Source organism: Bradyrhizobium sp. USDA 4454 (assembly GCF_054822705.1).
In genome coordinates, this window is record NZ_JBTRCN010000001.1 from 1,743,329 (window position 1) to 1,768,870 (window position 25,542).

Genomic DNA, 25,542 nt, shown 5'->3' on the forward strand with positions numbered 1-25,542 from the left:
CGTCCGCATCTTCGACGCGTCGAGATATGATCGACGGCTCGCTAATCGTCGCCAGAGGTGACCGGACGTTGGTTCATCAACTCAGGTGTACTGACCAGCTCCTGCGACCGCGGATCGGCCTGCCTACCTCAAGACTGCGGATAGATAGCTATGATTGTTTTATCGACGGCGATCAACGCGGCACACGACCAATGTCGGAATGAGATAATCGAAGACGATCTCGCAGGCACACCGCGGTGGCGCCACCAGTCTTCACTGCAGCGTGCGCACTTTCTTGAAACTGATCGCACGAGGCGTTCGCCTTCGTCATCGAAATCAACGGCTGGGTGAACGCAGGTGCAGAATGAATCGGTGATCAGGCGGCGGGATCTGCTGGCGCTGATCGGCACCATCGCCGGCAGTTCGGCGATGTATCACGCAATGAAGAGCCTCGGCTTTGCATCCGAGTCCGCCTACAAGGGACCGCTCAGGCTCGCGGGCGATGTCAAGGGCGCTTCGGTGTTGGTTCTCGGCGCTGGTCTTGCCGGCATGACGGCGGCGCTGGAACTGCGCAAGGCCGGCTACAAGGTCCAGATCCTCGAATTCAACAGCCGTGCCGGCGGTCGCAACTGGTCGATCCGTGGCGGGGACAGTTTTACAGAGCTCGGCGGTTTCAAACAGGCCTGTGCGTTCGAGCAGGGGCTCTATCTCAATCCCGGCCCGTGGCGGATTCCCTGTCACCACGGGGCGCTGCTCGATTATTGCCGCCGGCTCAATGTGACGCTCGAACCCTTCATCCAGCTCAACCACAACGCCTTTCTGCACGCGACGCGCGCCTTCGACGGCAAGCCGCAACGCTTTCGCAGCATCAAGGCGGATTTCCAGGGCGGCGTGGCCGAGCTGCTGGCGAAGGTCAGCCAGCAGGGCAGGCTCGACGAGTTCGTCGGCAAGGAAGACCAGGAGATCCTGCTGCAGGCGCTGCGCGACTGGGGCGCGCTGGATCGCGACTACAAGTACAACGCCAACCTCGTCGCCGCCGAATTCCGCGGCTATGCCCACGATCCCGGCGGCGGCCTGATGGGAGATCCGCTGCCCAGCAACCCGATCTCGCTGCAGGAGCTGTTGCGGTCGCGGATGTGGCGCTATGTGCGCACCTACGCCCGCTACGACTTCCAGACCACCATGTTCCAGCCGGTCGGCGGCATGGACATGATCGGCAAGGCGTTCGCGCGCGAGGTTGGCGATCTCATCCGCTATAACGCCGAGGTCACGCAGATCCAGCAGAACGGCTCCGGCGTCACCGTGAGCTATGTCGACACCGCCAACGCGTCCGCCGTGCAGCAGGCGACCGCCGACTGGTGCATCTGTACCATTCCGCTGTCGATTCTGAGCCAGCTGCCGATCGATGTCGGCGGGCCGATGAAAAATGCGATCGATTCCTTGCCCTACCTAGCCTCCGTGAAGGTCGGGTTACAGTTCAAACGCCGCTTCTGGGAGGAGGACGACGCGATCTATGGCGGCATCAGCTACACTGACCTGCCGATCCAGCAGACCGCGTATCCGAACTATGGCTTCAACCGCGGCGGCCGCGGCATCCTGCTCGGTGCCTACATGTATGGCGGCGCCAATTCGTTCGAGTTCACCGCCATGACGCCGGCCGAGCGGGTCGCCAGCGCGGTCGAGTTCGGGGCCGCGATCCATCCGCAATACAAAAGCGAATTCGAGAACGGCGTCGCGGTGGCCTGGCATCGCGTGCCGTTCACGCTCGGCTGCGCCGGCCAGTGGACCGAGGCCGCCCGCGCGCAGCACTACCGCAATCTGTGCCAGATCGACGGCCGCATCGCGCTGGCGGGCGAGCACGCCTCGCAGTTGCCATGGCAGGAGGGCGCGATCCTGTCGGCGCTCGACGCCACTACCCGATTGCACGAACGCGTGGTGAAGACCTGATGCAGGAACAGGTGTCATCCCTGCGCTGGCGCTGCTGCCGGCAAACGCGACCGTTGGAGAGGACAGCGCTACCGGCAAGCGCACCTTTTTCCTCGGACTGTGGACCTTCAACCAGCGACCAAGCTGTCGACCTCCCTGCGGAGCTGGAGACGCGCTGGGTCGACGATGGTTACGACCGGCGTACGCCAGGAAGCCTTGCTTGCCAATGTGACGTCGATAGCGCCGTCTACTGGGAAGGCAACTGGGCTAAACACGATGAAGGTCAGGCGCGGTGTGCATTCAATTGAGTATGGCCCGATCCGAACGGATAACGGCCCGCCGCTGTCTTTTCAAACCGTTCTCTTAAGGCATGCGCGAAATCGATTTCGGGAGAAGTAAGCGGATGGGAAATCGTTACGTGCCATATATTGGGATGGTTGCGTTGGCTAGTCAGCAGTATCTGGCGATCGCGTTCATCTATTCGGCCATTCCCGTGATCCTTCGGGGCAACGGTGCCAGCTTGGAACTAGTCGGCCTATATGGCACCGCTTTCTTTGCATTCACCGTTAACTTCCTTTGGGCCCCGGTGGTGGATCGATGGAGCCTCAATCGTCTCGGGCTGAGACGTTCGTGGATACTGTTGACCCAAGTTGGCAGTACCATCGTGTTGGCAGCGATGGCATTCTTGAATCCAAAAACCGATTTTGTCTCGCTTTTTCTTGTTTCCCTGGTACTTGCGACCATTGCTGCCACGCAGCGGATCGCAACTTTGGGCTATATAGCTGAAGCTCTCGATTCCAGCGAACGGCCCCTCGGGGCCGCGCTGCTGGGTTGGGGCCGGGCCATCGGCCATGTGATCGGTGGCGCCGTCTGCCTCCAATTGATCGAGATGGTCGGATGGCGTCCAGCTTTGTTGGGTTTGGCGCTGCTGCTAGCCGTCTTCGCTGGTTGGGTGTTCGCTATTTCTGAACCGCTACAACGCCGCGACCGATGGAGCTCGATGCAACGCCCCTCGATCTCCGCGATCTTTCGCTACCATGGCCTGTGGACGACGGCCGCATTGATCGCGCCGGCGGTTATCGGGATCGCTGTGGCGTTCGCGACGGTTCAGTTGCGGCTTGTTGACCTCGGCTTCGCCGCAGCAGACATTGGATGGATCGGAGCGCTTTCGAACGTATTGACGTATACGCTGGTAGCGCCGTTGACCAGCGCAATCATCGGCCGAATGGCACCGCAGCGAGGCTTGATCTGGGGCTGCGCGGTGATGGCAATAAGTTTCGGTGTGCTTGCGACGATTGATCGCTACATCAGCGCTCGCCTGAGCGCCGTTGTGAGCGTCGGCATCGTGTTCGCGGCACTCGCTGTTCAGCATGTTACGTTCACGAATTGGTTTCTCGGGCTCGCCCGGCCGGGCAAGGCGGGGACAGATGTCACGTTTCTGACTTCGGTCATGTCGGCGTCAGCGTTGGTGGGCTTCGCAGCGAGTGGGTTTGCCGTGGCGAGGTTAGGTTATGCTGTCACGCTGATACTGCCGGGCCTTGGCTCTGCTCTCTCCGCCTTGCTCGGCCTGGCATTGCTCCGTCAATCTGATAAAGAAGGGCCGGCGAGGGTTAGTAGGCCGCTTTCTGCAGAGCAAGTTGTCGGCGCGAGGGACTTACGGAATGAACGACGGTGATGCACTGCTCACGCTGATTGGCCGTACCTATCGTTTTGAATCAGCTCATCGCCTTCCCCACCTCCCCGATGGCCACAAATGCAAGAACCTACACGGCCACAACTACCGTATGGAGGTGGTGATCCGCGGAGGGGTGGATGCGAGGGGCTTCGTGAAGGATTTTGCTGAGATGGATGCCGAACTGGAGCCGCTGCTGAAGCTCGTCGATCACCGACTGCTCAACGATGTCGATGGACTGGAGAACCCGACCGCCGAGATCATCGCCCGTTGGTTCTTTGATCGCATTCCCAATTGCGCGAGTGTGCGGATTTATGAGACCGCCGATTGTTGGGCGGAGGTTGCGGCTTATGGCGGCAATCTAAAAGGCACGCCGAGTTAGTCAGTGGCGGTGAAACGACAACGCAAGTGCACTATGATGCCGGGCAATATGGCCAGTGTTCGGCTGCGTCCGCGTATGCCTAGGCATGGAACGCGACAGATAGATATACACATCGGCCGTGCCGCTGATCCCCATCAGCCTGCCACGGTGGAAGGATTCCCGCGCCTATTCATCCGGCGCTCATCCGGTCGAGATGCAGTAGTCTAAGCTCGCTGCAGGCTTGTCTGGCATCGCGGCGGTCCACGCTACGTTGCTAGGATGGCGTAACACGGCGCCGACATCTTACTCGTAGATCAGCGAGCTAATTGGCATCCAACGGCTGGATAGTGCGATTGCCATTGAGCACGCAGATCTACTATGCGCTCAATGATGTCGCGTTGCCCTCGAACTATTCTCGAAGCAGCTGCTCTGCCCATCGTCGATCTCGAGCCACAGCCTCGCCTCGTGCGCAATGTCCACGCGCACGACCATCACCCTCTGGAGGCGCTTTGCTGAACCCTGACGCGCACTTCTTGGAAGTGTGTGGAATGAAACGAGTTTTGCGCCTTGGGCGAGTGGTGACGACTACTCGATCCGGTAGCTTTGTCGTTCAGCCGCATGAGCTAGTAGCTAGGGCCATTTTGACAGACACGCCTCGCGCAACAAGGGAGCGCCAGGGCAGGAGAAACGCGATGAACTTGACCGCTCCGGGTCTCACCTCTCTCGCACTGATCCTGTTCGCCTGCGGAGCAACGGAGAGCGCGCGGGCCAACGATCCTTCCCCCGCTCAGGTCACAATACCGGCCGGCCAGAAGGGTGATGGCGGTCAAACCCCGAGTATGTCGTCGCTAAGTGAGCAGCATCGCCTGCCGCCGGACTCCAGCACCAGGCACACGCTTGAGCTGCCCGGGCGGACGCTTTCTGTCATCACGACCGCTGGTTCCATTCGCCTGTTCGACGATAAGGGTGAGCCGCAGGCCGATATCGTCTATACCGCCTATCAGCTTGAAGGCACTAATCTCGGTACGCGCCCGGTTACATTCTTCTTCAATGGCGGACCAGGCTCATCTTCGGCATGGCTGCAGCTTGGCAATGCCGGACCGTGGCGGCTGCCGATCAATGCTGACGAGGTCACGCCATCGACATTTCCCGAGGTGAGGCCAAACGCGGAAACGTGGCTCGATTTCACTGATCTGGTGTTTCTCGATCCTGTAAGCACCGGCTATAGCCGTTTCGTGGCGGCCGGCGATGACGCGCGCAAGTGGCTCTATTCCGTCGAGGGCGACGTCAATGCGCTCGCGCTGGTGATACGTCGCTGGCTCGAAAAGCATGACCGGCTGTTGTCGCCGAAGTACATCGCGGGCGAAAGCTATGGCGGCATTCGCGGGCCAAAGGTCGTCGATCAGTTGCAGATGCGGCAGGGCATAGGCGTCAGGGGCCTTATCATGCTCTCGCCAGTGTTCGACTACAGCGCCGGCAGGGGCCCGTTGCACTATGTCGCCACGCTGCCCAGCTATGTCGCGACCCTGCGTGACGCCGAAGGTTCGATAAGCCGAACTGATCTCGCCGACGTGGAAGCCTATGCGCGCGGCGAGTTTCTGGTCGATCTCATCAAAGGCCAGGCCGACCAGGAAGCAACCACGCGTCTGGCCGACAAGGTCGCGGTGCTGACCGGCATCGACCAAGCGGTCAGCCGTCGGCTCGCCGGCCGTTTCGAAGTTGCCGAGTTCCGCCGTGAGTTCGACCGCAAGAATGGCAAGTTAATCGGCAGATTTGACGCCTCGGTGCGTGGCCTCGATCCATATCCGGAATCCAATTTCCAGCTTTCAGGCGATCCCTCAAGCGATACGCTGGTGGCGCCGTTGACCAGCGCCACTGTCGATCTCCTTACGCGCAAGCTTGGCTGGCGGCCGGAGGGCTCTTATGAACTTGCCAATCGCAAGGTCAGGGAGGCCTGGGATTTCGGCCGCAGCCCTCCGGAGTCAGTTTCGGAGCTGCGCAAGATCTTGGCGACGGACCGGAATATGAGATTGCTGGTCGCGCACGGCCTGTTTGACCTGGCCACGCCATATTTCGGATCACAGATCGTGCTCGATCAGCTGCCCCCATTTGCCTCCACACCGCGCGTCAAACTTGTCGTATTTCCGGGAGGCCACATGTTCTATTCACGAGACGCCTCGCGCCACGCTTTTCGAGCAGAAGTCGAAGCGCTGATGAAATGACGCCGACACAAGGCCTCGTCAGGAGCAAGCCGCTTTCGCACAAAAATAGTGTCGCTGATGCTACGGGATAGAGCACAAGGGGTCGGTCTTTTGCAATCAAGGCGTGGATTGTCGTTGTCTGGCCGCTAGACGACCGGGTGCCAAAAAAATGGTTGCGAACAAAACTAGGCTTGATCAGCCAAGGAGTAGCTGGTGGACAGCAATCTGCTCCGCGCTCTCACACTGGGCGGGCGTGCCGCGCTTCGTCGAAGATGGCCGGGTCGAACTCGACAATAGCGTCGCGGCGCGATCAGCCCGATCGAGTTCACGGAAGAGCGTATCGTTCGTAGATCTTGACGGCGACGCCAAACACCGCGCTGTCATTCCCTCCGTGGCCGAAACCTGTAAGCGCTGACTTATACTGACCGCTGACCTACATCGATGTTCTCACCGGGGCCGTCAATGATCACCCGAACTGCCTCTCGACAGTTTGTTGCCACGGCCCCAGGGAAACAGTTGAATCAGGCTTAAGCGGACCAATCAATCTCCTTGAGCCGCGTGGGTGAGCAACAAAACGTCTCATCGCGAATTGTTCTCAGGAGAGGCGCGCTTCTCGGAATCGGCTGAGGGAAGCGCTTCCTGAAGAGCCGAAGTAGTTTTGAGGCCGCGCCCTACAGCACACCCCCGTGAAGGATCGTGAGGGGCTGGCGCATGAGCAAGCTCGCCGCAAGTACCAGGCGAGCTTCGATTTATCCTTTCGGCCCCCAATCCGGCATGCATTCTAATGTCTCTCACTGGCTATGCGTTGATCTTCTCAGCGCGTATGCTGCCGAAACTCTCCACCTTTACAGCGGTTCGGAAAGAAGGCGCGGGTGTTTGGAGGAGCCACCCGCGCCAAGTCGCTTCGCCAGCTTGGCCGCCTTGGGGGGCGTGAAGATAGACAGCCAAGCCGATAAGGTTCGCAGCAATTGATGTGCCAAGTGGGTCACGGTGCAAGAGTGGCAAACAGGCAGTACTCGACAGAGCGCAGCGGCTAGGCAGACAAGACGGAAATCGTGCGGTCAGTTGCCGACAGGCCGCGCATGACTTGCGATCCAAACGTGCGGCTCGCAGGACGTTTAATCAACAAGCGTTTTGCTCCGCAACCCGCGTTCTAGACCATCATCGCTCTGTCAGAAAACCTGCCTTCGAGTCCGCGCAAGCTGCTTAATCGTCGCTATCCGGCCATGCGCTCATCGTCTCGTTCCAAAGTCTGCTTTCCGGACGCTCCATCGAACGCAAAAAGAACCCGTGTATCTGTTTGCCGATGTGGCAAAGCGCCGCGCACGCAACGCGGGCGGACAGGTCAGCTGACCTGTCCGTGGCCATCGAGCTCGGATGAATTCCAGCAGCGTCATTGAACTCCAGGCTACTACGGGTTCGTCCGAGAATCTCCGCACCCCGTCGTCTTGTCTCCCGAAGGTGGAGGCGTACGTCAGGAAAAATTCACACGGGAAAATTCCAGAGAGGGTTGAAACGCACCTAACGTCAAGTTGTACGATCTGAAAAATAGACGGCGAGGGTCGTCAGCGTACAAAAACCTCCAACTAGCGACAGTGTGCGAATGTCTCAAGTCCAAGGCTCACGCAGGAAGCGGCAATCATCAAAGGCGCCATGCCGGGATCTGGGCCGGCCGCCACCGTGCGACGCGCACCGCTGATCTGATTTCAATATTGCCGGAGTGGCACACGACGCACGTAAGCCGTCCGGTTGAACTGCCGATGCGCGGCGACAAGCCGGCACTCGCGCTCAAATCTTCGGTATGCGTATGGCCGGATCAGGGTGAGGCGGTCGCGCCAAATGGGGTTCGAGCAGCGGTCATAATGCGAACTGGCGCGAGATCTGAATGACATCGCGCCGGGCTCTAAGGCGTAGGGCTCCAAGCTGTTGAACGGCGCTCGTCGTCTCTTTCCTGGGGCGGTTTTGCTCCAGATGCATCGATGAATACAACTGAGGGGGAATAGTGTGACAAGACAGCGCTCTTTGCTGACGCCTGGTCCATTGTCGTTATCGCTGGACGTCAGGAGCCAAATGCAGCTCGACCTTGCATCGCGCGATTGCGAGTTCAAGGAAGTAACCGCACGCATGAGGCGCCTGATACTCAATTTTCTGGCAAATACCGCTGACTATTCGGTGGTCCCGATTCAGGGCGGCGGCTCTTTTGCGATGGAAGCTGCTCTGTCTACATTCTTGTCTTCAGCCCACAAGCCGCTCGTTTGCGTAAATGGCATCTATGGCGAGCGCATGTACAAAATGCTGCGGCTGTGGGGTGTCGAAGCGGTGACGCTTGCCAAGCGCGTGACTGACCCGTTGGACCCTCAGGAAATCGGCGAGCATCTGAACCGAAATCCCGGCATTACGCACCTGTGTTTCGTGCATTGCGAGACAACGACCGGCATCATCAATCCGTTGGATGCGATCGTGGAGGAGGCGAGACGCCGTGGCGTAAAGACGATCGTCGATGGGATGAGTTCTTTTGGCGGCATCGATATTGACCTGAGCAAGGGAGGCCCGGACGTCCTGGTCACGTCGAGCAACAAGTGCATAGAGGGGCCTCCGGGAGTAGCGTTTGTGATCGCCTCTCGCGAACTGTTGGAGAAAGCGGTTCAAGAGCCGAGGTCCTTTGTGCTCGACGTGAGAGATCAATGGCTCTCGCTGGAGCGCACAGGTGAATGGCGCTCGACACCTCCCACCCATATCGTTCAGGCAACGACCAGGGCACTGGAGATCTTGGAGGAAGAGGGCATTCCTGCCCGCCGCCACAGGTATGAGAAGGTCAGGGACGATCTCATCAAGGAGCTCGAGGGAGTGGTCTCCCCGCTGCTAGCCGCGAACGTGCAGTCACCGGTCTGCGTTGCGTTCGTTGCGCCGTCGGGGATGGCGGATCAGGCAGCATTTGATGGGCTGTATCGCCACCTGGCGAGCCACAACCTTTACATCTACTCCAAGCTGCACATTGCGACGCGGAGTTTCCGGGTTGGTTGCATCGGGGAAATTCAATCCAGTTGGGTTCAGCAGTTAGGTTGCGCGTTCCGGACATACTTCCGTCCGGGTCAGGGTGCGGCAGCGAGACCAATATCCGCCCAGGAGACATCCCAGGCGCTCGCCAAGGTGCCGCCTCGCGTGGCAGCGGGCGCGCAGGTGCCATGGTCCCCCGAGACTGCCGTTCTGCACGCGGGTTACCGCCGCGACCCGGTGACCAAAGCTGTGGCCGTGCCGATATATCAGAACACGGCGTATGAACTCGATGGCGATCTGAACCACATTGCGGACGTCTACAACGTAAAGGCTGATGGGTTCACCTATACAAGGATCATCAATCCGACGACCCGCGCGCTGGAAAGACGGTACGCGGCGGTCGATACGGGAAGGGACTCGCTCGCCGTCGCATCAGGGCAAGCGGCAACCTTCCTCGCCATCGTCAACCTGGCAAGCGGGCAGGTCGGCGATAATGTCGTCGCCTCGCCCTATCTGTACGGCAATACCTGGAACCTGCTCCATAACACGCTGAAACGTCTTGGCATCAGCGTCAGGACGGCGGACCCTCGAAGGCCTGAGACATTCGAGCGTGCCATCGATGATCGCACGATATGCCTGTTCGGAGAGGTGATTTCGAATCCCTGTCTGATTCCGCTGCCGGTCAAGCAGCTGGCGGAGATCGGTCGGAAGTACGGGGTTCCCCTGGTGGTGGATAATACCACGACGCCACTGGTATGCCGGCCGTCAGACCTCGGTGCTGCGATCACGACGTACTCCGCGACGAAATACATATGCGGTCATGGCACCACGTTGGGCGGGCTGATTGTCGACAATGGCAAGTTCAGCTACCGCGGAGCCTCCCGCTTTCCGTTGTTCAACGGTCCTGACGAGGCGCATGGCGGGATTATCTGGCGCAGTGCGCTGCAGGATGTCGACGATCTTGGAAAAAGCGAGTTTCTGCTGAAGGCTCGCATGACTTGGCTGCGCGATACGGGGGCTGCGATCGCTCCATTTGCGAGCTTCCAACTGATCCAAGGGCTTGAGACGCTGCCGCTTCGCATGAAGCAGCACTGCGCCAACGCCAGGGTCGTCGCAGACGCTCTCCAGAAGCATCCAAAGGTGCGCCGTGTCTTCTATCCGGGGCTCTTCGAAGGCGCCGACCGGGAAACCGTCGACCAGACGCTCAACCCGGCATACGGGCACGGCGCCATGGTCATGTTCGAGGTGGAGGACGAACTGGCCGGACGCAAGTTCATCCAGAATGTCGACTTGATGTATCACGTTTCGAATGTTGGGGATGCCCGCACACTGGTGACGCATCCCGTCTCCACGACACACACAACCGTTCCACGGGAGAAGCGCGAGGCCGCGGGCATATTTGGCGGCTCGATCCGGCTTTGCGTCGGCATCGAGGACGTCGACGACATTGTCCGTGATCTGCACAAGGCGCTCTCCGCAATCTGACAACCTAGAAAGTGATCAGGAAGGGATTCTCATGAATCAGCCAGAAGCTTGGAAACTGAGGTCGTCACGCTATGAGGCCGTTCCATTCAGCCGCGAGATCAACAGGCAGCTCTCCGAGCTGAGGCCCGATAACATAATGGGTGCTGCGTATATCTTGAAAGATTACGTCGTGATCGCGGCGTGCACGCTCGCGACCGTGTCGGTCTCATGGTGGTTGTATCCGCTCGCGGTTCTTCTGATCGGCGCCTACCAGCGCGGATTGACGACGATCGCGCATGATGCGGCTCACCGCACGCTCGCGAAGAACACCACCTGGAACTACGTTCTCGGCATTCTGTTCGCTGCTTATCCGTTGTTCCAGCGCCACTGGGCCTACCGGATCTCACACGTCTACTTGCATCATCCCTATCTCGGCGACCCGGACAAGGACCCTGATCTGAAGTTCTTCCTGGCCAATGGTGTTTACGACGTGCAGCCGCCTGAGCGGTACGCGTTCAACCTGATCTGGAAGCCGATATTTGGCGGTGCCACGCTGGCGTACCTGAAGTATCTCTGGACCAACCGGTTTTCGATCAGAGACGCCGAGGACGAGAGCCGCTCAGGCATACTTATCGACAAATATGGCTTCTATCTCTTCTGGATCTGCATCCTGGGCGGATCATATGCCCTGGGGCTGCTCCACATCGTGATCCTGTTCTGGATCGTGCCCTATCTCACCACGTTCCAGGTCCTTGGCTGGTTTGTCGAACTCGCCGAGCACTCACCGATGTGCGAGACCGAGACGCAGAACGTCTATCTGACCAGGAATCGCAAAGGAAATTTCCTGGAGCGGGCCATCCTGGGGCAAAACTTGGATGAATATCACCTCGAGCATCACCTCTCGCCCGGTATCCCGTTTTGGCTGTTGCACAAAGCCCAGAAAATCAGGATGCAGGATCCGGCTTACGCAAAGGTTGCCGCAAGCTGGGGAGGGCTCTTTGTCAAGGGGCCGCAAGGTCAGCCGAGCGTCATCACTCAGCTGAAGGAGCGAAACCGCCGTCTGTATGAGCAGTCTATGCGCGGTGCCAAAACGAGCGGACAACCCGCGTGACGTTGCAACGGCCAGACAAAGCCCGCGCCGTGGTCGGCATCACCTCGAACCGTCTGTTGGTTGATGGCGTGCATCGCGATTGGTTGCGGCGCAAGTACGTCAAGGCCCTGCTTCATCATGCGGGAGTGGCGTGCGTCATATTGCCGACGATCGACGCTGAAGATGCGTCGGTTGAGACCGGACCCGCGATCATGCGGGCTCTCGACGGGCTCATGTTGACAGGAGACGAATCCAACGTCGATCCTGCCGTTCTGAGGGCGCCTACGTCCCGTTCGAGGGCTGATCAGGAGGACATCGAGAATGGGATCCGTGATCGTCCCCGGGACAGGCTATCCGGGGTAGCGATCAGGAACGCCATTGCCCAGGGAATGCCGATCCTGGGCATTTGCCGCGGTCTGCAGGAGCTCAACGTCTATTTCGGCGGCACACTTCGCTCATCCCTTAGCGAGTGGAGTCTGGGAAGTGGCCAGATGCACGCCGAGAAGACAGACCGCCCGAGAGATCGCCAGTACGATGTCGCGCATAGTATCAGGGTATGTCCGGACGGTGCGCTCTTTCCGATCGCGCGCACCGTCGAAGCACAGGTCAACTCCCTTCACAACCAAGGCATAGAGGTGCTGGCCAGTGCGCTAAGACGGGAGGCGTGGGCGCCTGACGGTCTGGTCGAAGCGGTCTCGGTCGTGGGCGCGCCGACGCTGCAGATTGCGGTGCAATGGCACCCTGAATGGCACGCCTCAACCGATCTGCTGAGCAAGCGACTATTTACGGCGTTCGGAGAGGCGTGTCATGCGTACGCCGAACAAAGAAGCACGAGAGGTGGACAGTGACATTTCAAACCAAGCGCGGTCCGCCCAGATCGAAAGGGGAGTTCACCGGAACCGACGCGCCGACATGGTTCGGGGGGCGCGCTGCGCCGCGACAACCTCAAACGAACGGCGGGCGATCGACAAGCCGCTTCGCTCTGGGAGTCCTCTTTGTGGCGCTTTACGTCGTTCTGAGCGCGGCGGGCGAGGTGTATGCGGCATCGTATTTTCAACAGGCGGACCTGTTCGTCGCCCTGTTGGTGTCCTTTGCCGCGGTATGTCTGTCGTTCAATCTGCTCGCTGGTCACGGGACGGGCAAGGCGCGAGTGACGAAGCCAGCGCTGGTGGCTTTTGTGTCGCTCAATCTCGTGACCGCGATCAGCTGGATCGGATTGTTTGTCGGCCTGAAATACGCCGAACCTGCCATCGTCGTCGCGTTCATGGTGGCGCTAGGACCCGCCGCGACGGTGTGGTTGAATGCGCTGATCAGGCGGAAGGGTATCCCTCCAGCATCCGACATCGTCGTGAGCGCCACGATTGCGATGATTGGCGGCTACATGATCTGGATCTCGGTCAGCGGCAATGCGGGCGTGCAGTGGGGACCGCAATCGTCCTTCGGCATCGTCCTCGCAATCGTGGCCGGCCTATCGCTGGCGCTTACAAATATACTGGTCAAACTACTATTCGATTGCGGGTTTTCCGGCCGACAAGTGTTGGCGCATCGGTTCTATGGAACGATTCTCCTATTGCTGGGACTGGTCGACTATTCCTCCTTCGTGCTTGAGATCTCGCAGCATTGGCCTGCGATCGCAGCGATCGGGCTTTCCACGATCATTGTTCCGTTGCTTTTGATCCAGGAGGGCATCCGCCGCGTCGAGCCCTTCACCGTCAACATGGTGCTGTCCACCGCCCCTGTCATCACGTTCCTGTTCCAGTACTTCGATTCTCGTATCGTGCCTTCGCTCCACACGTTCATTGGAAATGTTCTCATCACGATTGTCGCTGTCGGCAACGTCTACTCGCAATATCGGAGGACCGCATGAACGAACGCAAATGTGTAATCGTCGACGCATATTCGACTGGAAGATTTCTACCTGAAGAGTTCAGGCGGTACGGAATTGGAACGGTGCACGTGATGTCGGCTGCACAGATCCCAGCCATCTTCCAGTCGCATTTCGACGCGGACCTGTATGATGAAGTCATTCGTCCCCGCGAATGCATGGCCCACGAGGAGATCGTTGAATTTCATCTTCAGGCGCTCCGCGGCAGGGAGCTGGAGTTCGTTATTGCGGGGTCCGAGACCGGAGTTGAGCTCGCCGATTCCATCTCAGAACGGCTGGGGTTGCCTTCGAATGGCACGGCTCTGTCAGCCGCCCGGCGTGACAAATCGCGGATGTCCGAAGCGTTGGCCGCAGCTGGCGTGCGATCGATCAGGCAGGTCGTGTCTGACAATGCTGTTGAGATCGCTAGCTGGAAACGTCGAGCGAACTTCGATGAGATCGTAATCAAGCCATTGAACAGCACAGGCACGGAGGACGTGTTCTTTTGCTCGGCTGATGCGGATGTCGAGCGCGCTCTGGCCGCCATCGTCGGAAAAACAAACCGGGTCGGAGCGTTCAATGAACTGGCGCTTGCACAGGAGAGAATAAAGGGTCAGCAGTATACCGTGAATGCCGTCTCGATCGATGGAGAAGCGTTCGTCACCGAGGCCTGGACCTATGAGACCGTTCCCGTCGAGGGCGCGTCATCGGTCTGCTCACGCGAGTGGTTGCTGGGAGCCAGGGAGCCAATCGTTCTGGAGCTGTCCGATTATCTTGTGCGTGCGTTGCAGGCGCTTCGGATCGTCAACGGACCTTCGCATGCAGAGATCATCGTCGATGATCGCGGACCAGTGTTGGTCGATTTCGGCGCGAGACTGCAAGGAACCATGTCGGCAAAAGCCCGCACCATGGCGTTGGGTGACAATCATATGTCGCTAACGGCCTGGCGGTACGCAAATCCCAAGGAATTTAGGGAGTGTATGAGGTTGCGTGGGGCCTACAAGCGACAGGCTCATGCACTGTGCGTCTCGTTGATTTCCGATATGAGCGGTGTCGTTGCCGGATACTCCGGATTAGCTGCAATCCGTAACCTCGCGAGCTTCGCGGATGCCATCGCATTGGTTCCAATAGGCCAAAAGCTGGTCCCGACCATCGACCTGGTGTCCACACCAGGCATCGTGTACCTCGTCAACAACGATTTGGTACAGCTTGAGGATGACTATCGCCAATTGCGTGCTCTGCGGATGAACCAGGTGTTCGATCTGATGGCGCAGGAAGGCGACGAATGAACGACATCCGTGTGCCTCGCGCGAACTCAGCCCGTGCGGCGATGATTGGCGTGAGCGACTTTGACGGCATCCTTCGAGGTAAGCACATCCTGGGTGAAGATCTCTCGGATGGAGACAAGATCGTCAAGTTCTCTGAGGCTGTGCTGGCGTGGGATTGTGCGGACCGGGTCATTCCCGCAGGATTCACCCAAAAGCCGCTCTCAGCATTTGGAGATGCCGATCTGCGTGTTCTGTCCGGCACCGGCCGCTTGGTGTCCTATCTCGGCGATCAGGATCTCTACCTAGCGGAGTTTATGGGCGCACATGAGGACATCTGCCCGCGAGGTATTCTGCGCAAAGTCCTGAAAAGGGCAGCTGATCACGGATACGGCTGCACGGCCGGGTTCGAGTTCGAGTTCATGCTGTTCAATGAGAGCGCCGATACAATTGAGGACAAGCCGTTCGGCCAATGGGCTCCGTTCACGCGAGGTCCTTTTGGTTACTCGATTGCGCGCTCTGTCGCGCACCAGGAGCTGTTCGGCGAGATCTTGACGCTTTGTGAGAAGGCCAGAATACCTCTCAGCGGCTTGCACTTCGAGACAGGGCCGGGCGTGATTGAAGCATCACTTCATCATTGTGATGCCCTGGAAGCTGCGGATCGAGCGATCATCTTCAAGGCAATGATGAAGGCCTGGGCGCAGACGAAAGGCATGATGGCGACATTCATGGCCAAGGTTTGTGAGGAGTGGCCCGGCCAGTCGGGCCATATTCACATCTCGATGTCCTCTGACGGTCAGAATGTGTTCTACGACAGTAACGCGTTTCGCAACCTCTCAAAGATCATGAGGCAATTTATCGGCGGACAACTGAACTACATGAATGAGTTCTGCGTCCTCGCCGCGCCGAATTTCAATAGCTACAAGAGACTGGTCCCCGGTTATTGGGCGCCGGTCTGCCCAAGCTGGGGAATTGACAACCGCTCCTGCGCGGTGCGGGCCATTCCGGGGGAGCCGTCTGCACATCGCCTTGAGTACAGGCTGGCTGGTGCAGACATGAACCCATATCTCGCTCTCGCATGCGCCATCGGCTCGGGCATGCTGGGCGTCGAGACAGATGCGGCCTTGCCGGCTTCGATCGTCGGTGATGCAAGCATGGAGATGTGTCCGCGCTCCGGAAGGCTGCCTCAAAGCCTGTCGGAGGCAACATATCGGTTTGCACAGTCGCCGGCGGCCAATGATGTGTTCGGAGAAAGGTTCGTCGAGGCCTTTTCCTGCTCCCGCCGCTGGGAGTGGGAGGCCGTTCAACATCGGGTCACCGACTTCGAACGCCGGCGGTACTTCGAGATCATCTAGCTGTTGATCAGGGCCATGGCGCCCGTCCGGGACAGCCGCGCAAGTGCACGCCTGGACCTTCCTTTTCGTCGCCGTCGTCTTGATGGCCGGCGACCATCACAATCTAGCTATCCGTATTGCTGCGCCTCAGATGATCCTCCGGCCGCAGGGCGCGACCGGAGGTTGACCCCAACAGGGCTTCGCGTCAGTGTCGCTTGCCGCTTATCGGCGTGCTGTTATTCGCAGGGTCGTCAACTGCCTCATTGTCGGATGCGTTGCCGTCCGCGGCATTCTTTGCGCCCTTGGTCGACTTCCTGCCCGCCTTTGCACCCGTGGTCCTGAGCTTGGGCGGAGAGTCCTCGTCATCGCTTATCCCGCTCTGTATGCTTGTTCCTTGCACGCCTTTGCGAGCCTTGGCGTCCGCAGCAAGGCTCTGCGCAATGACTGGGTACGCAAGGAAAGTTGCAAGGCCGCATGCGAGTACAGAGGTCTTCACCAATTTCATTCGTGTCTCCTGGATCGATTTGCTTGCGACGAACGATTTCGGCTCAACGCCGCGCCGTTCGCCTGCACCGCTTGCATCGCGTTAAGTGTATGAGCAGCGCGGCTTCATCTAAATCTCTCTTGTGTGGTCATCGTTTAGGAGATTTGGGGTAAATTCGCGAAGTTGTTGTCTTACCTGTGGCGATAGAACATCCGTATCGTCGAACCCTGCTCACGACTGAGTGGACGATCTACCATCTGCGCTGCTGAAGTCGCCGACGTCCCCGGCCGGGGAGATAGACGCGCGCGACTGGAGTCGTCTTAAGGCAGCCACCGCGTTTGCCGTCGAGCTTGTCAGCATCCTGTAAGCTAAGCTCGGCAGTCTATCTCACTCCGGAAGCCGGCTTTGGCGGTTCTCAACGGGAGATTAGATATGGGTTCTGTCGAGCGAGCGTTGTCTGCGCGCTATGCCAACAATCACCGAAAATGAAGAAATCTAGATGCCGGGTATGGAAGCTTTCCATCAGCCGATCCAACGGATTTCGCCAGCAAACAGTTGCGCCGGGAAGAGTCGGATCATCCAACGTGGTCGACAATTCGCTGGGCGGCATGTCGCAGGAGTTTCGCGCGGTGCTGGCCGGGATTGAACGTCGCCCGGTTTGCTTGAATCGCCCCTGCGAACTCGGCTTTCAGAATCAACAAAGCCGCCGGACCTCGTCTTCCGCCGAGCCTTCACGCCATCACCAGCGACTGGATCGCGCAACAACAGGACCAATGAATGACTCCGGCCATCTGGACTTCGGCCGTGTTGTTGTAGGTGCTGGGTTCATCGCCGTCTCCCTGCGGGAGCGGGCTGTCGGCTCACGCTGAAACCCCGGCTTGCGCCGGGTTTTCACCCTTCGGGCTTCCATCCCTGACGGGGCTGGGGCGACGCGGAAGGTCTTGGGCCTCGGCGGCCGATGAAAAGGGAGAGGCAGAGTGGAGTGGCCTTGGCCATGACGGGTTGAAGGTCGGAGGAGAGTCTTCCGGCGCCCGTCATGGAGATTGCTGCCATGAATACGCAGATTGTTGATGCCGGCCGCGTTGCGAGCGGCGGATACAGAGTGGATGTGAGCCGCGGCGAGCGCGTCGGTCGGGTGTCCTCGGAGTGGTTCTCACGCCCGGCGGATGAACGTTACCTGTCGCTCGATGAGCTAGCCCGCACGGTGCACGATCGCGCGAACCGCAGCCGGACGCGCGTGGTCGAAAGCGCGCTCATCCATGTCGACGCAAGCCGTGCCGACCCTGAGCGGCTGGCCTTGATGTTGCCCGGCTCCGACACGCCGGTTGCGCCGACGCATTGGAGCTTCGGTCAGCTTGCAAGCCAGGTTGGCGCTCCGGCCGCTTACCTGCGGCAGCTCCCTGCGTCACTCGCAGCCATCAACCTGCAATATGGCTTGAACGCCAATCGCGTCGAGCAGATCAAAACGCTCGAGACCGAGGACAGCCGTGTTGAGCTTCGCGCTGTCACCGGCCCCGACTATGGCCGGATCTACGACCACGAGCTGGTCGAGGCCGTACAGCGCATCGCCGGCAATGGCACAGGCGATACACGGTGGAAGGTGCCCGGTGTACTCGACTGGTCGAGCGGCATCTACAATCCCTCTGTCGACATTTCCAAAGCCACGACGACCCTTTATGCATCAGACAGGGACGTTTTCCTCTTTCTGGTCGATGACTTGAATCCGATCGAAGCGGGTCGTCTTCGCGACGGCTCGCCCGACCTCTATTTCCGAGGCTTCTATTGTTGGAACTCAGAAGTCGGCGCGAAGACGCTCGGCATGGCGAGCTTCTATCTTCGTGCGGTTTGCCAGAATCGCAATCTATGGGGCGTGGAAGATTTCGAGGAGATCACTATCCGCCATTCCAAATACGCAGCCTCACGCTTTGCTCACGAAGCAGCCCCGGCGTTGTCGAACTTCGCCAACTCTTCACCCATGCCTTTCGTCAACGGCATCAAGGCCGCTCGCGAGCGGATCGTGGCCCGCAGTGACGAGGATCGCAACGAGTTCTTGCGCCGCCGCGGCTTCTCCAAGGCAGAGACAGGCAAGGTGATAGACGCAGTGCTGGCGGAGGAGGGGCGCCCGCCTGAAAGCATCTTCGACTTCGTGCAGGGCATCACCGCCGTCGCGCGCGACAAGCCGCATCAAGATGTCCGCCTCGACATGGAGACCAAGGCCAAGAAGTTGCTCGACCGGGCGGCCTAATGTCAGCCAGGCCGGAGATCTAGGTCTCCGGCCTGGTACGTCTACCCTTTCCATTCACGGGTGATGGGCGCTGCTCTCTCGCCGTCATGTCCATCGCGGGCTGACAGGTCTTGGCGGTTTCGGATTCTTGCGCGATTGAGACCCGCGAATGGGACTGCGAAGACGACTGCGGAATATCTGGATCCTCGCGTCAACACGATCGGCTGACTCATACAATTGCCGCCACGAACCGCCTTCGTGCGTGCGTTCGGCTTCGCGTCCAGTCAAACGTATTGCCTCGGGGACAGTCAACATAACCGGCTCTGCCACCGCCGGCGGCCATTTCGAGCTTCATCTGATCCGGGATGTGAACGGCGCGACCTGGTTTGTTCCGATAGCGCGGCACACGCCAACGAACGCCATTTGTCGCCGAAAGCCAGAGCGAGAGCTGGACAGGCTTGTCCGCGAACGGGTTGGAGGCCGAGAGAGAGGCTCCGGCCGCCCGGTTCGGAGAAGCTGACATGGCAAGCGTCGTTTGGAAGCTCAAGCTGTCGCCGTCGCGCGACATCCTCTTAAGCAAGTTTGTCTTGAGCCGTTTCGTTGAGCGGGAGGGCGCGTGATGGTCTTTGATGTCTCAGAATTGGTACGCCGCCTCGCATGCGAGGCCGAGGGCGTATGCCGACACTATCTGTCCAATGGCAAGCGGGTGGGGCGGTACTGGGTGGTTGGCGATGTCCGCAACACGCCAGGACGCTCGTTGTTCGTGCGGCTCCATGAATCGACGAAGGGGCCCGCCGGAAAGTGGACCGATGCCGCCACCGGAGAACATGGGGACCTGCTCGACATCATCCGCGAAAGCATGGCTTTACGCGATTTTCGCGAGGTGGCCGAGGAGGCAAGACGCTTTCTAACGCTACCTCGTTGCGAGCAGCAACCCGCCCCGAAAGCCGACAGTCCAGCAGCGCGAGCCGGATCGCAGCAAGCCGCCCGTCGCCTGTTTGCAATGTCCAGGCCCATCGACGGTACGGTGGTTGAAGCTTATTTGCGGCGTCGCGGAATGGTCAGTATCCACCATGGCGGCAGCTTGCGCTTCCATCCGCATTGCTATTATCGACCGGACGAGCATTTGCCGATGGAAACCTGGCCAGCGATGATAGCCAGCGTCACCAATCTTGATGGGCGGATCTGCGGCGTGCATCGCACCTGGCTCGATCCGGACGGCTTTGATCGCATCCGGCTCGGCAAGGCTCCCATCGACACTCCACGGCGGGCCATGGGCGATCTGCTCGGTAACGCTGTTCGTTTCGGCCTGGTGGATGACGTGCTTGCTGCCGGTGAGGGCATCGAGACCATGCTGTCACTGCGCTGCGTCCTGCCGACTTTGCCGATGGCTGCTGCGCTTTCGGCCAATCATCTCTCAGCCATGTTGCTGCCGCCTGGCTTGCGTCGTCTCTATATCGCCCGTGACGCCGACGCCGCCGGAGACGCCGTACGGGCCATCCTTACCCGGCGCGCGGAGGACGCCGGCGTTGAAGCGATCTCGCTGTCGCCTCGGCTCGGCGACTTCAATGAAGATCTGCAAATCTTCGGCCTAGAGGCTCTCCGGGCAGCGTTGCGGCTTCAACTCGTTCCTGACGATGCCGGCCGCTTCCTGCGCTCCTCCACGATCGACGCCGGGTAGTCGCGGTAATTCGACCGATGGCGAAAGATCGGTCATAGCCGAGGCCAATTGGCGGAGCGGACGCGACCTTCGGCCTTCTAGTGGGCGATTGGACGGCAAGCGGCCCGGGCCGGCAATGGCTGCGTCCGGCTATTTTCCGCCGCGCGTAGGCAATGAGAAGGCATGATCGCGATTTGGCGAGCGCGCTTTGCATCGCGAAACAAAATAGCCGGTCTTCGCCATCCTCCGCTGCCGCTTCGGCCCTGCGCTACCGCCCACGCCCTGCGGGCCTGGGCGGACAAGCCGCTCCGGGTTCTGGCCCGTTCCGCCCGCCGTCTGAGTGATCGCCACGAAGGCTGCGATGGGCGCGGCCGCTCCGCCAAAGGATCTCTTGCGATGACCGACCACGACGACATCGAATCGACGCACGCCCCGTCTCCGACCGAGCACGTCCTCAGCGAATTGCAGCTGTTCGGCTATCGCCCCTTCGACGATCAGCCCGATCCAAGACCTCTCCCCGAGAGCCAGATGATCGCCGCTACCATCGTCGATATGTTCGACATCCTGGTTGCCGCGCTAAGCGATACACGGCTCGAACCGGATCTCAGCGAACTCCTCTGGTCAACCGTCAATCTGTTCCATCGGGCCGTCGATCGCATCGAACGCCAGCTCGACGACAATGAACAAGCGCAGCACAAGAGCCAGCGGGAGCAGAATGGGTCAGAGGTGCGATCGGTCGAGCTCGAGCGCCTCACGGCGGAGGGCATCACCTTGATCGAGCGCCGAAATTGCCTGGAGCTCTTCCGCGACCAGGCGATGCAGCAATTTGAGGTTCACGCCGGCTCGTCCTGGCGTCCGCGGTCGGGCTCGCTGGTGAGCCACCGCACGCTCACGGCAGCCATGATCGACTCGCGGGACTTCATCGCTGCCAAGCGCCGTTCCCAGACCGAGGTCATGTTGCCGGCAGGACCGAAGATCGCACTCACCGGCGGGCTCGACTTCAACGACCACCACCTCATCTGGGATCGCCTCGACAAGGTTCACGCCAAGCATCCCGACATGGTCCTGCTCCATGGCGGCTCACCCAAGGGGGCCGAAATGATCGCTTCCAAATGGGCGACGACCCGCAAGGTGCCCCAGATCGCGTTCAAGCCCGACTGGACGAAGCACGCCAAGGCGGCACCCTTCAAGCGCAATGACGCCATGCTCGAGCTCTTTCCGATCGGCGTCATGCATTTCCCGGGTTCGGGAATTCAGGACAACCTCGCCGACAAGGCGAGGCGTTTCGGCATCCCCGTCTGGAAATTCGGCGGCGCGTGAGCGCCGTCTTTTCGAACCATCGCGCGGAGCTGGACGCCTGGCACTCCGGCGCGTCCAGCCTTGTATCCGAAGTTGCGGCTTGTGATGGTGGTGGAAAACGCGATCGTCATCCATCCGGATGAAGCCGCCACCGTGCTCGCGCCTGGTCTTGTTGTTACCACATCATGCATTGGCTTGTTATGCCGGGCGGTCAGTGGCGGCCTGGCCCCTTCGTCGCACCTGGTGCTCACGCTTGCGCAGATCGGGCCGCTGACGCGCTTTGCGTTGGCGCGCGACATGGACGCAGGTGACTGTCCCTGCTTGCGAAGACCCGCCTGTTGGAGCCGGCTGAACTGGTGGAGCAACAGTCTCAACGATTTTCGTGGCCGCCATGCGCGAAGGATGATCCCTCGTCACCTTCCTCACCAAACAGGTTGCGCAGGATCGCCATATTGAGCCGGGGGGTAAGTGACTCGAGTGAGAGGTATCGCGGCCCTCTTCGGAACGCTTCGACCAGGCTGCGCCGATCTCGGCTCGGCCCACCTCGTCGCTTGGCACGTAGAGTCGTTCTCGATCGTTCTCTCATGACGACACCGCCCTTTGCGGCAGGTTGTTTCTCTTTGTTCGCCGAGCCGTTCCAGCTTCTTGTGCAGCCCAACCGAGATTTGCCAAGTCTCTTCTCCCGAGCTTGCGGTCCGTCCCGCGGACGCACGTGGCCTCTTGGATGGCTTGATCTGGCCGAAGACCGGCTTCGCCTCGATCGTCTGAGCCGCAACGCCGTTGATGCGACTTTCTTCCCCTGGGCTTCGCCCATTCCTCGCGAGGCAAGATAGTCGCCACAACGGCGTCCTCCGCTGCGCTCCGGCCCGCAAGGGGTGCGTCGCCGATCGTCCTCGGCCTTTAGATCGCCATCGAGGCCGCGGTGGTCGCGGGCTCGAAACACAACAGGAGAAGTGACATGGCTAACATCGGTACTTTCCGCAGGGCGCGCGTCTGATCGGGGTCTACGACAGCCAGGTCACTTTCGGCCAGTCACGCGTTCTACTCGTCTGGACCCGGCTGATCATGCCGAATGGACGTTCCATTGTTCTCGAGCGACAACCTGGCGCTGACGCTGCCGGATATGCAGGTCTCGAAGATCAGGTCGATAATCACTGGGGCGAGCTGTTCAAGGCTGCGGCACTATCGACGTTTCTGGCGGTCGGGACTGAACTGGGGGCCGGCTCGGACACCAACAGCAACGACAGCGCGATCATCCAGGCATTACGACACGGTGCCTCCGACTCCCTAAACCAAACCGGACAGCAGGTGGTTCGACGCAGTCTCAACATCCAGCCTACTTTGACCGTACGACCTGGTTTCCCGGTTCGTGTTCTTGTCAATCGTGACCTCATACTTACGCCGTATAGAGGGTGACAACATGCCTAAGCTCAAAATAGGAGAGCTTCCAGACGACAAGCCGGTCAAAGTGAGTGCGGAACTGCCGGCGGCCGTGCATCGCGATCTCATCGCATATGCAGAAGCCCTTACGCTTCAAGGTGGTCAAGTGGTCGAACCGACTAAGCTCATCGCTCCCATGTTGGCGCGCTTTATGGCCACGGATCGAGGATTTTCTAAATTGAAACGTGGCGGCAGCGTACCGGTAGCCGGCGAATGACAGTGATGCTCAAGGCTTCTCGAGCTGCCGGTCAAAGCTAACAGTACGCTGCCGGGTTTGGCCCGTGAGCTAAGATATCGTGTCGGAAAGCGTGTTCCTGCGTCTGCCCCGAATTAAGGCCGATTACCGGGCTTTCTCTATCTTCAGACGCAAGAGCGCCTGGCGTCGATGGGCATTTATTCGGTCACCTTCAGGCGCGGTACGCTACTCCGGCCATCGACGCTGATAGGCACGTCGCCCTCGATTGTCGCCCGACGTACGACGCGATGCCCGTCCCCGTAATCGTTGACGGCGTAATGCTGCGTTGCGCGGTTATCCCATATCGCGATATCGCCCTCTAACCAGTTCCAGCGCACAGTGTTTTCGGGCGCGGTGATATGAGACTGGAACAGATCGAAGAGCTTTTGTCCGTCGTATTTGGAGATCCCAACAAAGTGCTTCACCAAAGCACCGAGCACTAGCGTCCGCTCGCCTGTTTCGGGGTGGACGCGCACGACGGGATGCTCGGTCTCAAAAACCGTTCTGGTGAATACCTCGTCAAAGTGTTTCTTGTCGACCTCGCGGACACGCGCGATCCCGGCGTAATCGAAAACGTTGCTGTGAACGGCCCATAGCTCTTCGGCAAGCCGTTGTAGCGGCGGCGGCAGATCGAGATACGCGGAAGCTGTGTTCGACCACACGGTGTCGCCTCCGCAAGCTGGCATTACTACGGCCCGCAGGACTAAAATCTTGGGATAGGCATCGGCGAAGGTCCCATCCGCATGCCAAACATCGGCACGACCGCCGCCGCGAGTGGAGTCCAGTTCGAGGAGCGAGGCCGTCCCCCTGGCGGCGCCGAGCATCGGATGAGGCGTTAGCTTTCCAAGACGAGCAGCAAAGCGCTCCTGTTCAACGTCATTGAGATGTCGTTGGTTGCGGAAGAAGATCACCTTGTGCTCGAGCAGCAAGCTGTTGATCGCAGCGATCGTGCGGTCCGGTAGATCGCCCGATAGCTCGATATTTTTGACTTCGGCACCGATGCGCGCTGCGCGTTTCAGAACATCGGCGCCCGGAATGACGTCACCGATCAAAGTCGTTGTGCTCATGTTGTTTTTCCAAGCCCTTGAAGTTTCTGCTTCTCGGGGTGGATGATCTTCAGCCAGCAACGTGCCAGGCAAAAGAAGAACATGTAGCCCCTATGGCAACGAATTGCGCTAATTGGCGCGAGTTCTCGGACCAACCGATGATTCGACCGAGCGACAAAGAAGCTCGATCGTCGACCTCACCCACCGAATATGGGGCAAAGAGAGCGGCAGCCGACGGAAGACATTCGGTTATGTTATTGTAATCACTCAACTGTCCTCAAAAAGGCAATGCTTCCGTAAGATTGGTAATAATTCATGATGATCATAAATCATGTAGTCGGGCCCTGCCGCGCGTAAGCGCCCTTCGGAAACATATCCGCCCACGATTGATACGTTGATAAGGCCAAGATTGCGGGCAATCTCGGTCTCAACTGGCATATCGCCCACGATGACAGTTCTTTCTGAGGAAAGATCATTGGCCTGCATATACAAGCGCAGCCGTTCTTGCTTGCTCATGCTCCTAAACTGAGTTGCGCGGCTCTCAAATGCCAAAATGTCGGTGACGTGAGTCTTGATCCCAAGTCTTCGCAATTGTGTGCGAATTGGTCCAACAATGTGGTTGCTGACAATGACGGTTTGGATGGCTCGCTGATCAGCGGCGAGCAAAACATTTCGAGCCCCTTTGCGTAAGGCCGCGTTGCGCGCCAGGAACTCATAAGTGTCGTGAAAAATGGCGTTGTCGTTGCTCTGTACGACTTCGATTTCATCTTTCGACATGTCTAGGTTGCGGAAAAGAGCCGAAGGAGGAAGTTCGAACTTCTCTCGAAGCTTGTGCATATCCACAGCTGCGCGACCGAAGCGGGTCAAAATTGCATTGATGGTTTGCAGCACTGCGTTGGCATCATCGAGCAGCGTGCCATTCCAGTCGAAAATAATTGCGGATTTCATGCATGAACCTAAGGCAAATGTGATCGTGCGATCGAATGCGTTCGAGACTTAGA

19 protein-coding genes and 2 pseudogenes are annotated in these 25,542 nt (G+C 59.4%); 17 read left to right on the plus strand and 4 right to left on the minus strand.

The genetic code is table 11. The features are described from left to right. The first annotated feature begins 336 nt into the window (after positions 1-336). The 10 genes from ACVIW0_RS07850 to ACVIW0_RS07895 all read left to right on the plus strand — a co-directional run bounded on the left by ACVIW0_RS07850 (position 337) and on the right by ACVIW0_RS07895 (position 16,174). Entirely contained in the window at positions 337-1,926 is a 1,590-nt protein-coding gene (locus ACVIW0_RS07850) for a flavin monoamine oxidase family protein (protein ID WP_461351795.1), read from the plus strand. Between the two features lie 382 nt (positions 1,927-2,308). Continuing rightward, positions 2,309-3,580, plus strand: coding sequence for an MFS transporter (locus tag ACVIW0_RS07855; protein ID WP_461351796.1), 1,272 nt, complete (start codon positions 2,309-2,311; stop codon positions 3,578-3,580). Continuing rightward, on the plus strand, positions 3,567-3,959 hold the full coding sequence (queD, locus tag ACVIW0_RS07860) for a 6-carboxytetrahydropterin synthase QueD (protein ID WP_461351797.1): 393 nt from the start codon (positions 3,567-3,569) through the stop codon (positions 3,957-3,959). Before ACVIW0_RS07855 ends, queD begins: the two co-directional genes overlap by 14 nt. 671 nt (positions 3,960-4,630) lie before the next feature. Next, complete coding sequence (locus tag ACVIW0_RS07865) at positions 4,631-6,160, plus strand: S10 family peptidase (RefSeq protein ID WP_461351798.1); 1,530 nt, start codon at positions 4,631-4,633, stop codon at positions 6,158-6,160. A 2,049-nt stretch (positions 6,161-8,209) separates the two neighbouring features. Then, positions 8,210-10,621, plus strand: coding sequence for a 2-aminoethylphosphonate--pyruvate transaminase (locus ACVIW0_RS07870; protein ID WP_461351799.1), 2,412 nt, complete (start codon positions 8,210-8,212; stop codon positions 10,619-10,621). Between the two features lie 31 nt (positions 10,622-10,652). Beyond that, positions 10,653-11,711, plus strand: coding sequence for a dhydrorhizobitoxine desaturase (gene rtxC / locus ACVIW0_RS07875; RefSeq protein WP_461351800.1), 1,059 nt, complete (start codon positions 10,653-10,655; stop codon positions 11,709-11,711). Next, positions 11,708-12,538, plus strand: a complete 831-nt coding sequence (locus tag ACVIW0_RS07880; RefSeq protein ID WP_461351801.1) for a gamma-glutamyl-gamma-aminobutyrate hydrolase family protein — start codon at positions 11,708-11,710, stop codon at positions 12,536-12,538. Before rtxC ends, ACVIW0_RS07880 begins: the two co-directional genes overlap by 4 nt. A gap of 149 nt (positions 12,539-12,687) precedes the next feature. Next, positions 12,688-13,557 carry an EamA family transporter gene (locus ACVIW0_RS07885; RefSeq protein WP_461351802.1) on the plus strand — a complete coding sequence of 290 codons (870 nt, stop codon included), beginning with the start codon at positions 12,688-12,690 and terminating at the stop codon, positions 13,555-13,557. Continuing rightward, entirely contained in the window at positions 13,554-14,843 is a 1,290-nt protein-coding gene (locus tag ACVIW0_RS07890) for an ATP-grasp domain-containing protein (protein ID WP_461351803.1), read from the plus strand. The genes ACVIW0_RS07885 and ACVIW0_RS07890 overlap by 4 nt, the downstream gene beginning before the upstream one ends. Continuing rightward, a complete protein-coding gene (locus tag ACVIW0_RS07895) occupies positions 14,840-16,174 on the plus strand; it encodes a glutamine synthetase family protein (RefSeq protein ID WP_461351804.1) in 1,335 nt (444 codons plus the stop codon). The genes ACVIW0_RS07890 and ACVIW0_RS07895 overlap by 4 nt, the downstream gene beginning before the upstream one ends. 184 nt (positions 16,175-16,358) lie before the next feature. Here ACVIW0_RS07895 and ACVIW0_RS07900 read toward each other — a convergent pair whose 3' ends face one another. Then, a complete protein-coding gene (locus ACVIW0_RS07900; RefSeq protein WP_461351805.1) occupies positions 16,359-16,658 on the minus strand; it encodes a hypothetical protein in 300 nt (99 codons plus the stop codon). 464 nt (positions 16,659-17,122) lie between these two features. Here ACVIW0_RS07900 and ACVIW0_RS07905 point away from each other — a divergent pair, with 464 nt between their 5' ends. From ACVIW0_RS07905 to ACVIW0_RS07925, 5 genes are all read left to right on the plus strand, one after another. Next, on the plus strand, positions 17,123-17,506 hold the full coding sequence (locus tag ACVIW0_RS07905; RefSeq protein ID WP_461351806.1) for a hypothetical protein: 384 nt from the start codon (positions 17,123-17,125) through the stop codon (positions 17,504-17,506). 182 nt (positions 17,507-17,688) lie between these two features. After that, a complete protein-coding gene (locus tag ACVIW0_RS07910) occupies positions 17,689-18,882 on the plus strand; it encodes a DUF932 domain-containing protein (RefSeq protein ID WP_461351807.1) in 1,194 nt (397 codons plus the stop codon). Between the two features lie 598 nt (positions 18,883-19,480). Then, positions 19,481-20,542: a DUF7146 domain-containing protein gene (locus ACVIW0_RS07915; protein WP_461351808.1), complete on the plus strand. Its 1,062-nt coding sequence runs from the start codon at positions 19,481-19,483 to the stop codon at positions 20,540-20,542. Positions 20,543-20,917: 375 nt separating this feature from the next. Next, the gene (locus tag ACVIW0_RS07920; RefSeq protein ID WP_461357274.1) at positions 20,918-21,841 is read left to right on the plus strand and encodes a DUF2493 domain-containing protein; all 924 of its coding nucleotides are present in this window, start codon (positions 20,918-20,920) and stop codon (positions 21,839-21,841) included. A 60-nt stretch (positions 21,842-21,901) separates the two neighbouring features. Next, positions 21,902-22,276, plus strand: a complete 375-nt coding sequence (locus ACVIW0_RS07925) for a hypothetical protein (RefSeq protein WP_461357555.1) — start codon at positions 21,902-21,904, stop codon at positions 22,274-22,276. Here ACVIW0_RS07925 and ACVIW0_RS07930 read toward each other — a convergent pair. Further along, a pseudogene (locus tag ACVIW0_RS07930) lies at positions 22,191-22,363 on the minus strand (DUF736 family protein); the annotation flags it as partial. The gene ACVIW0_RS07925 and the pseudogene ACVIW0_RS07930 overlap by 86 nt on opposite strands. Before the next feature lie 435 nt (positions 22,364-22,798). Between ACVIW0_RS07930 and ACVIW0_RS07935 the strand changes: the two are divergent. Together ACVIW0_RS07935 and ACVIW0_RS07940 are read left to right on the plus strand one after the other, a co-directional pair. Further along, positions 22,799-23,236, plus strand: a pseudogene (locus tag ACVIW0_RS07935) (TraB/TrbI/VirB10 family type IV secretion system protein); the annotation flags it as partial. A 4-nt stretch (positions 23,237-23,240) separates the two neighbouring features. Further along, positions 23,241-23,477: a DUF2274 domain-containing protein gene (locus tag ACVIW0_RS07940; protein ID WP_461351809.1), complete on the plus strand. Its 237-nt coding sequence runs from the start codon at positions 23,241-23,243 to the stop codon at positions 23,475-23,477. 176 nt (positions 23,478-23,653) lie between these two features. Here ACVIW0_RS07940 and ACVIW0_RS07945 read toward each other — a convergent pair whose 3' ends face one another. Both ACVIW0_RS07945 and ACVIW0_RS07950 read right to left on the minus strand, forming a co-directional pair. After that, on the minus strand, positions 23,654-24,562 hold the full coding sequence (locus ACVIW0_RS07945) for a TauD/TfdA dioxygenase family protein (protein WP_461351810.1): 909 nt from the start codon (positions 24,560-24,562) through the stop codon (positions 23,654-23,656). 246 nt (positions 24,563-24,808) lie between these two features. Beyond that, positions 24,809-25,489, minus strand: a complete 681-nt coding sequence (locus ACVIW0_RS07950; RefSeq protein WP_461351811.1) for an HAD family hydrolase — start codon at positions 25,487-25,489, stop codon at positions 24,809-24,811. Between the last annotated feature and the right edge of the window lie 53 nt (positions 25,490-25,542).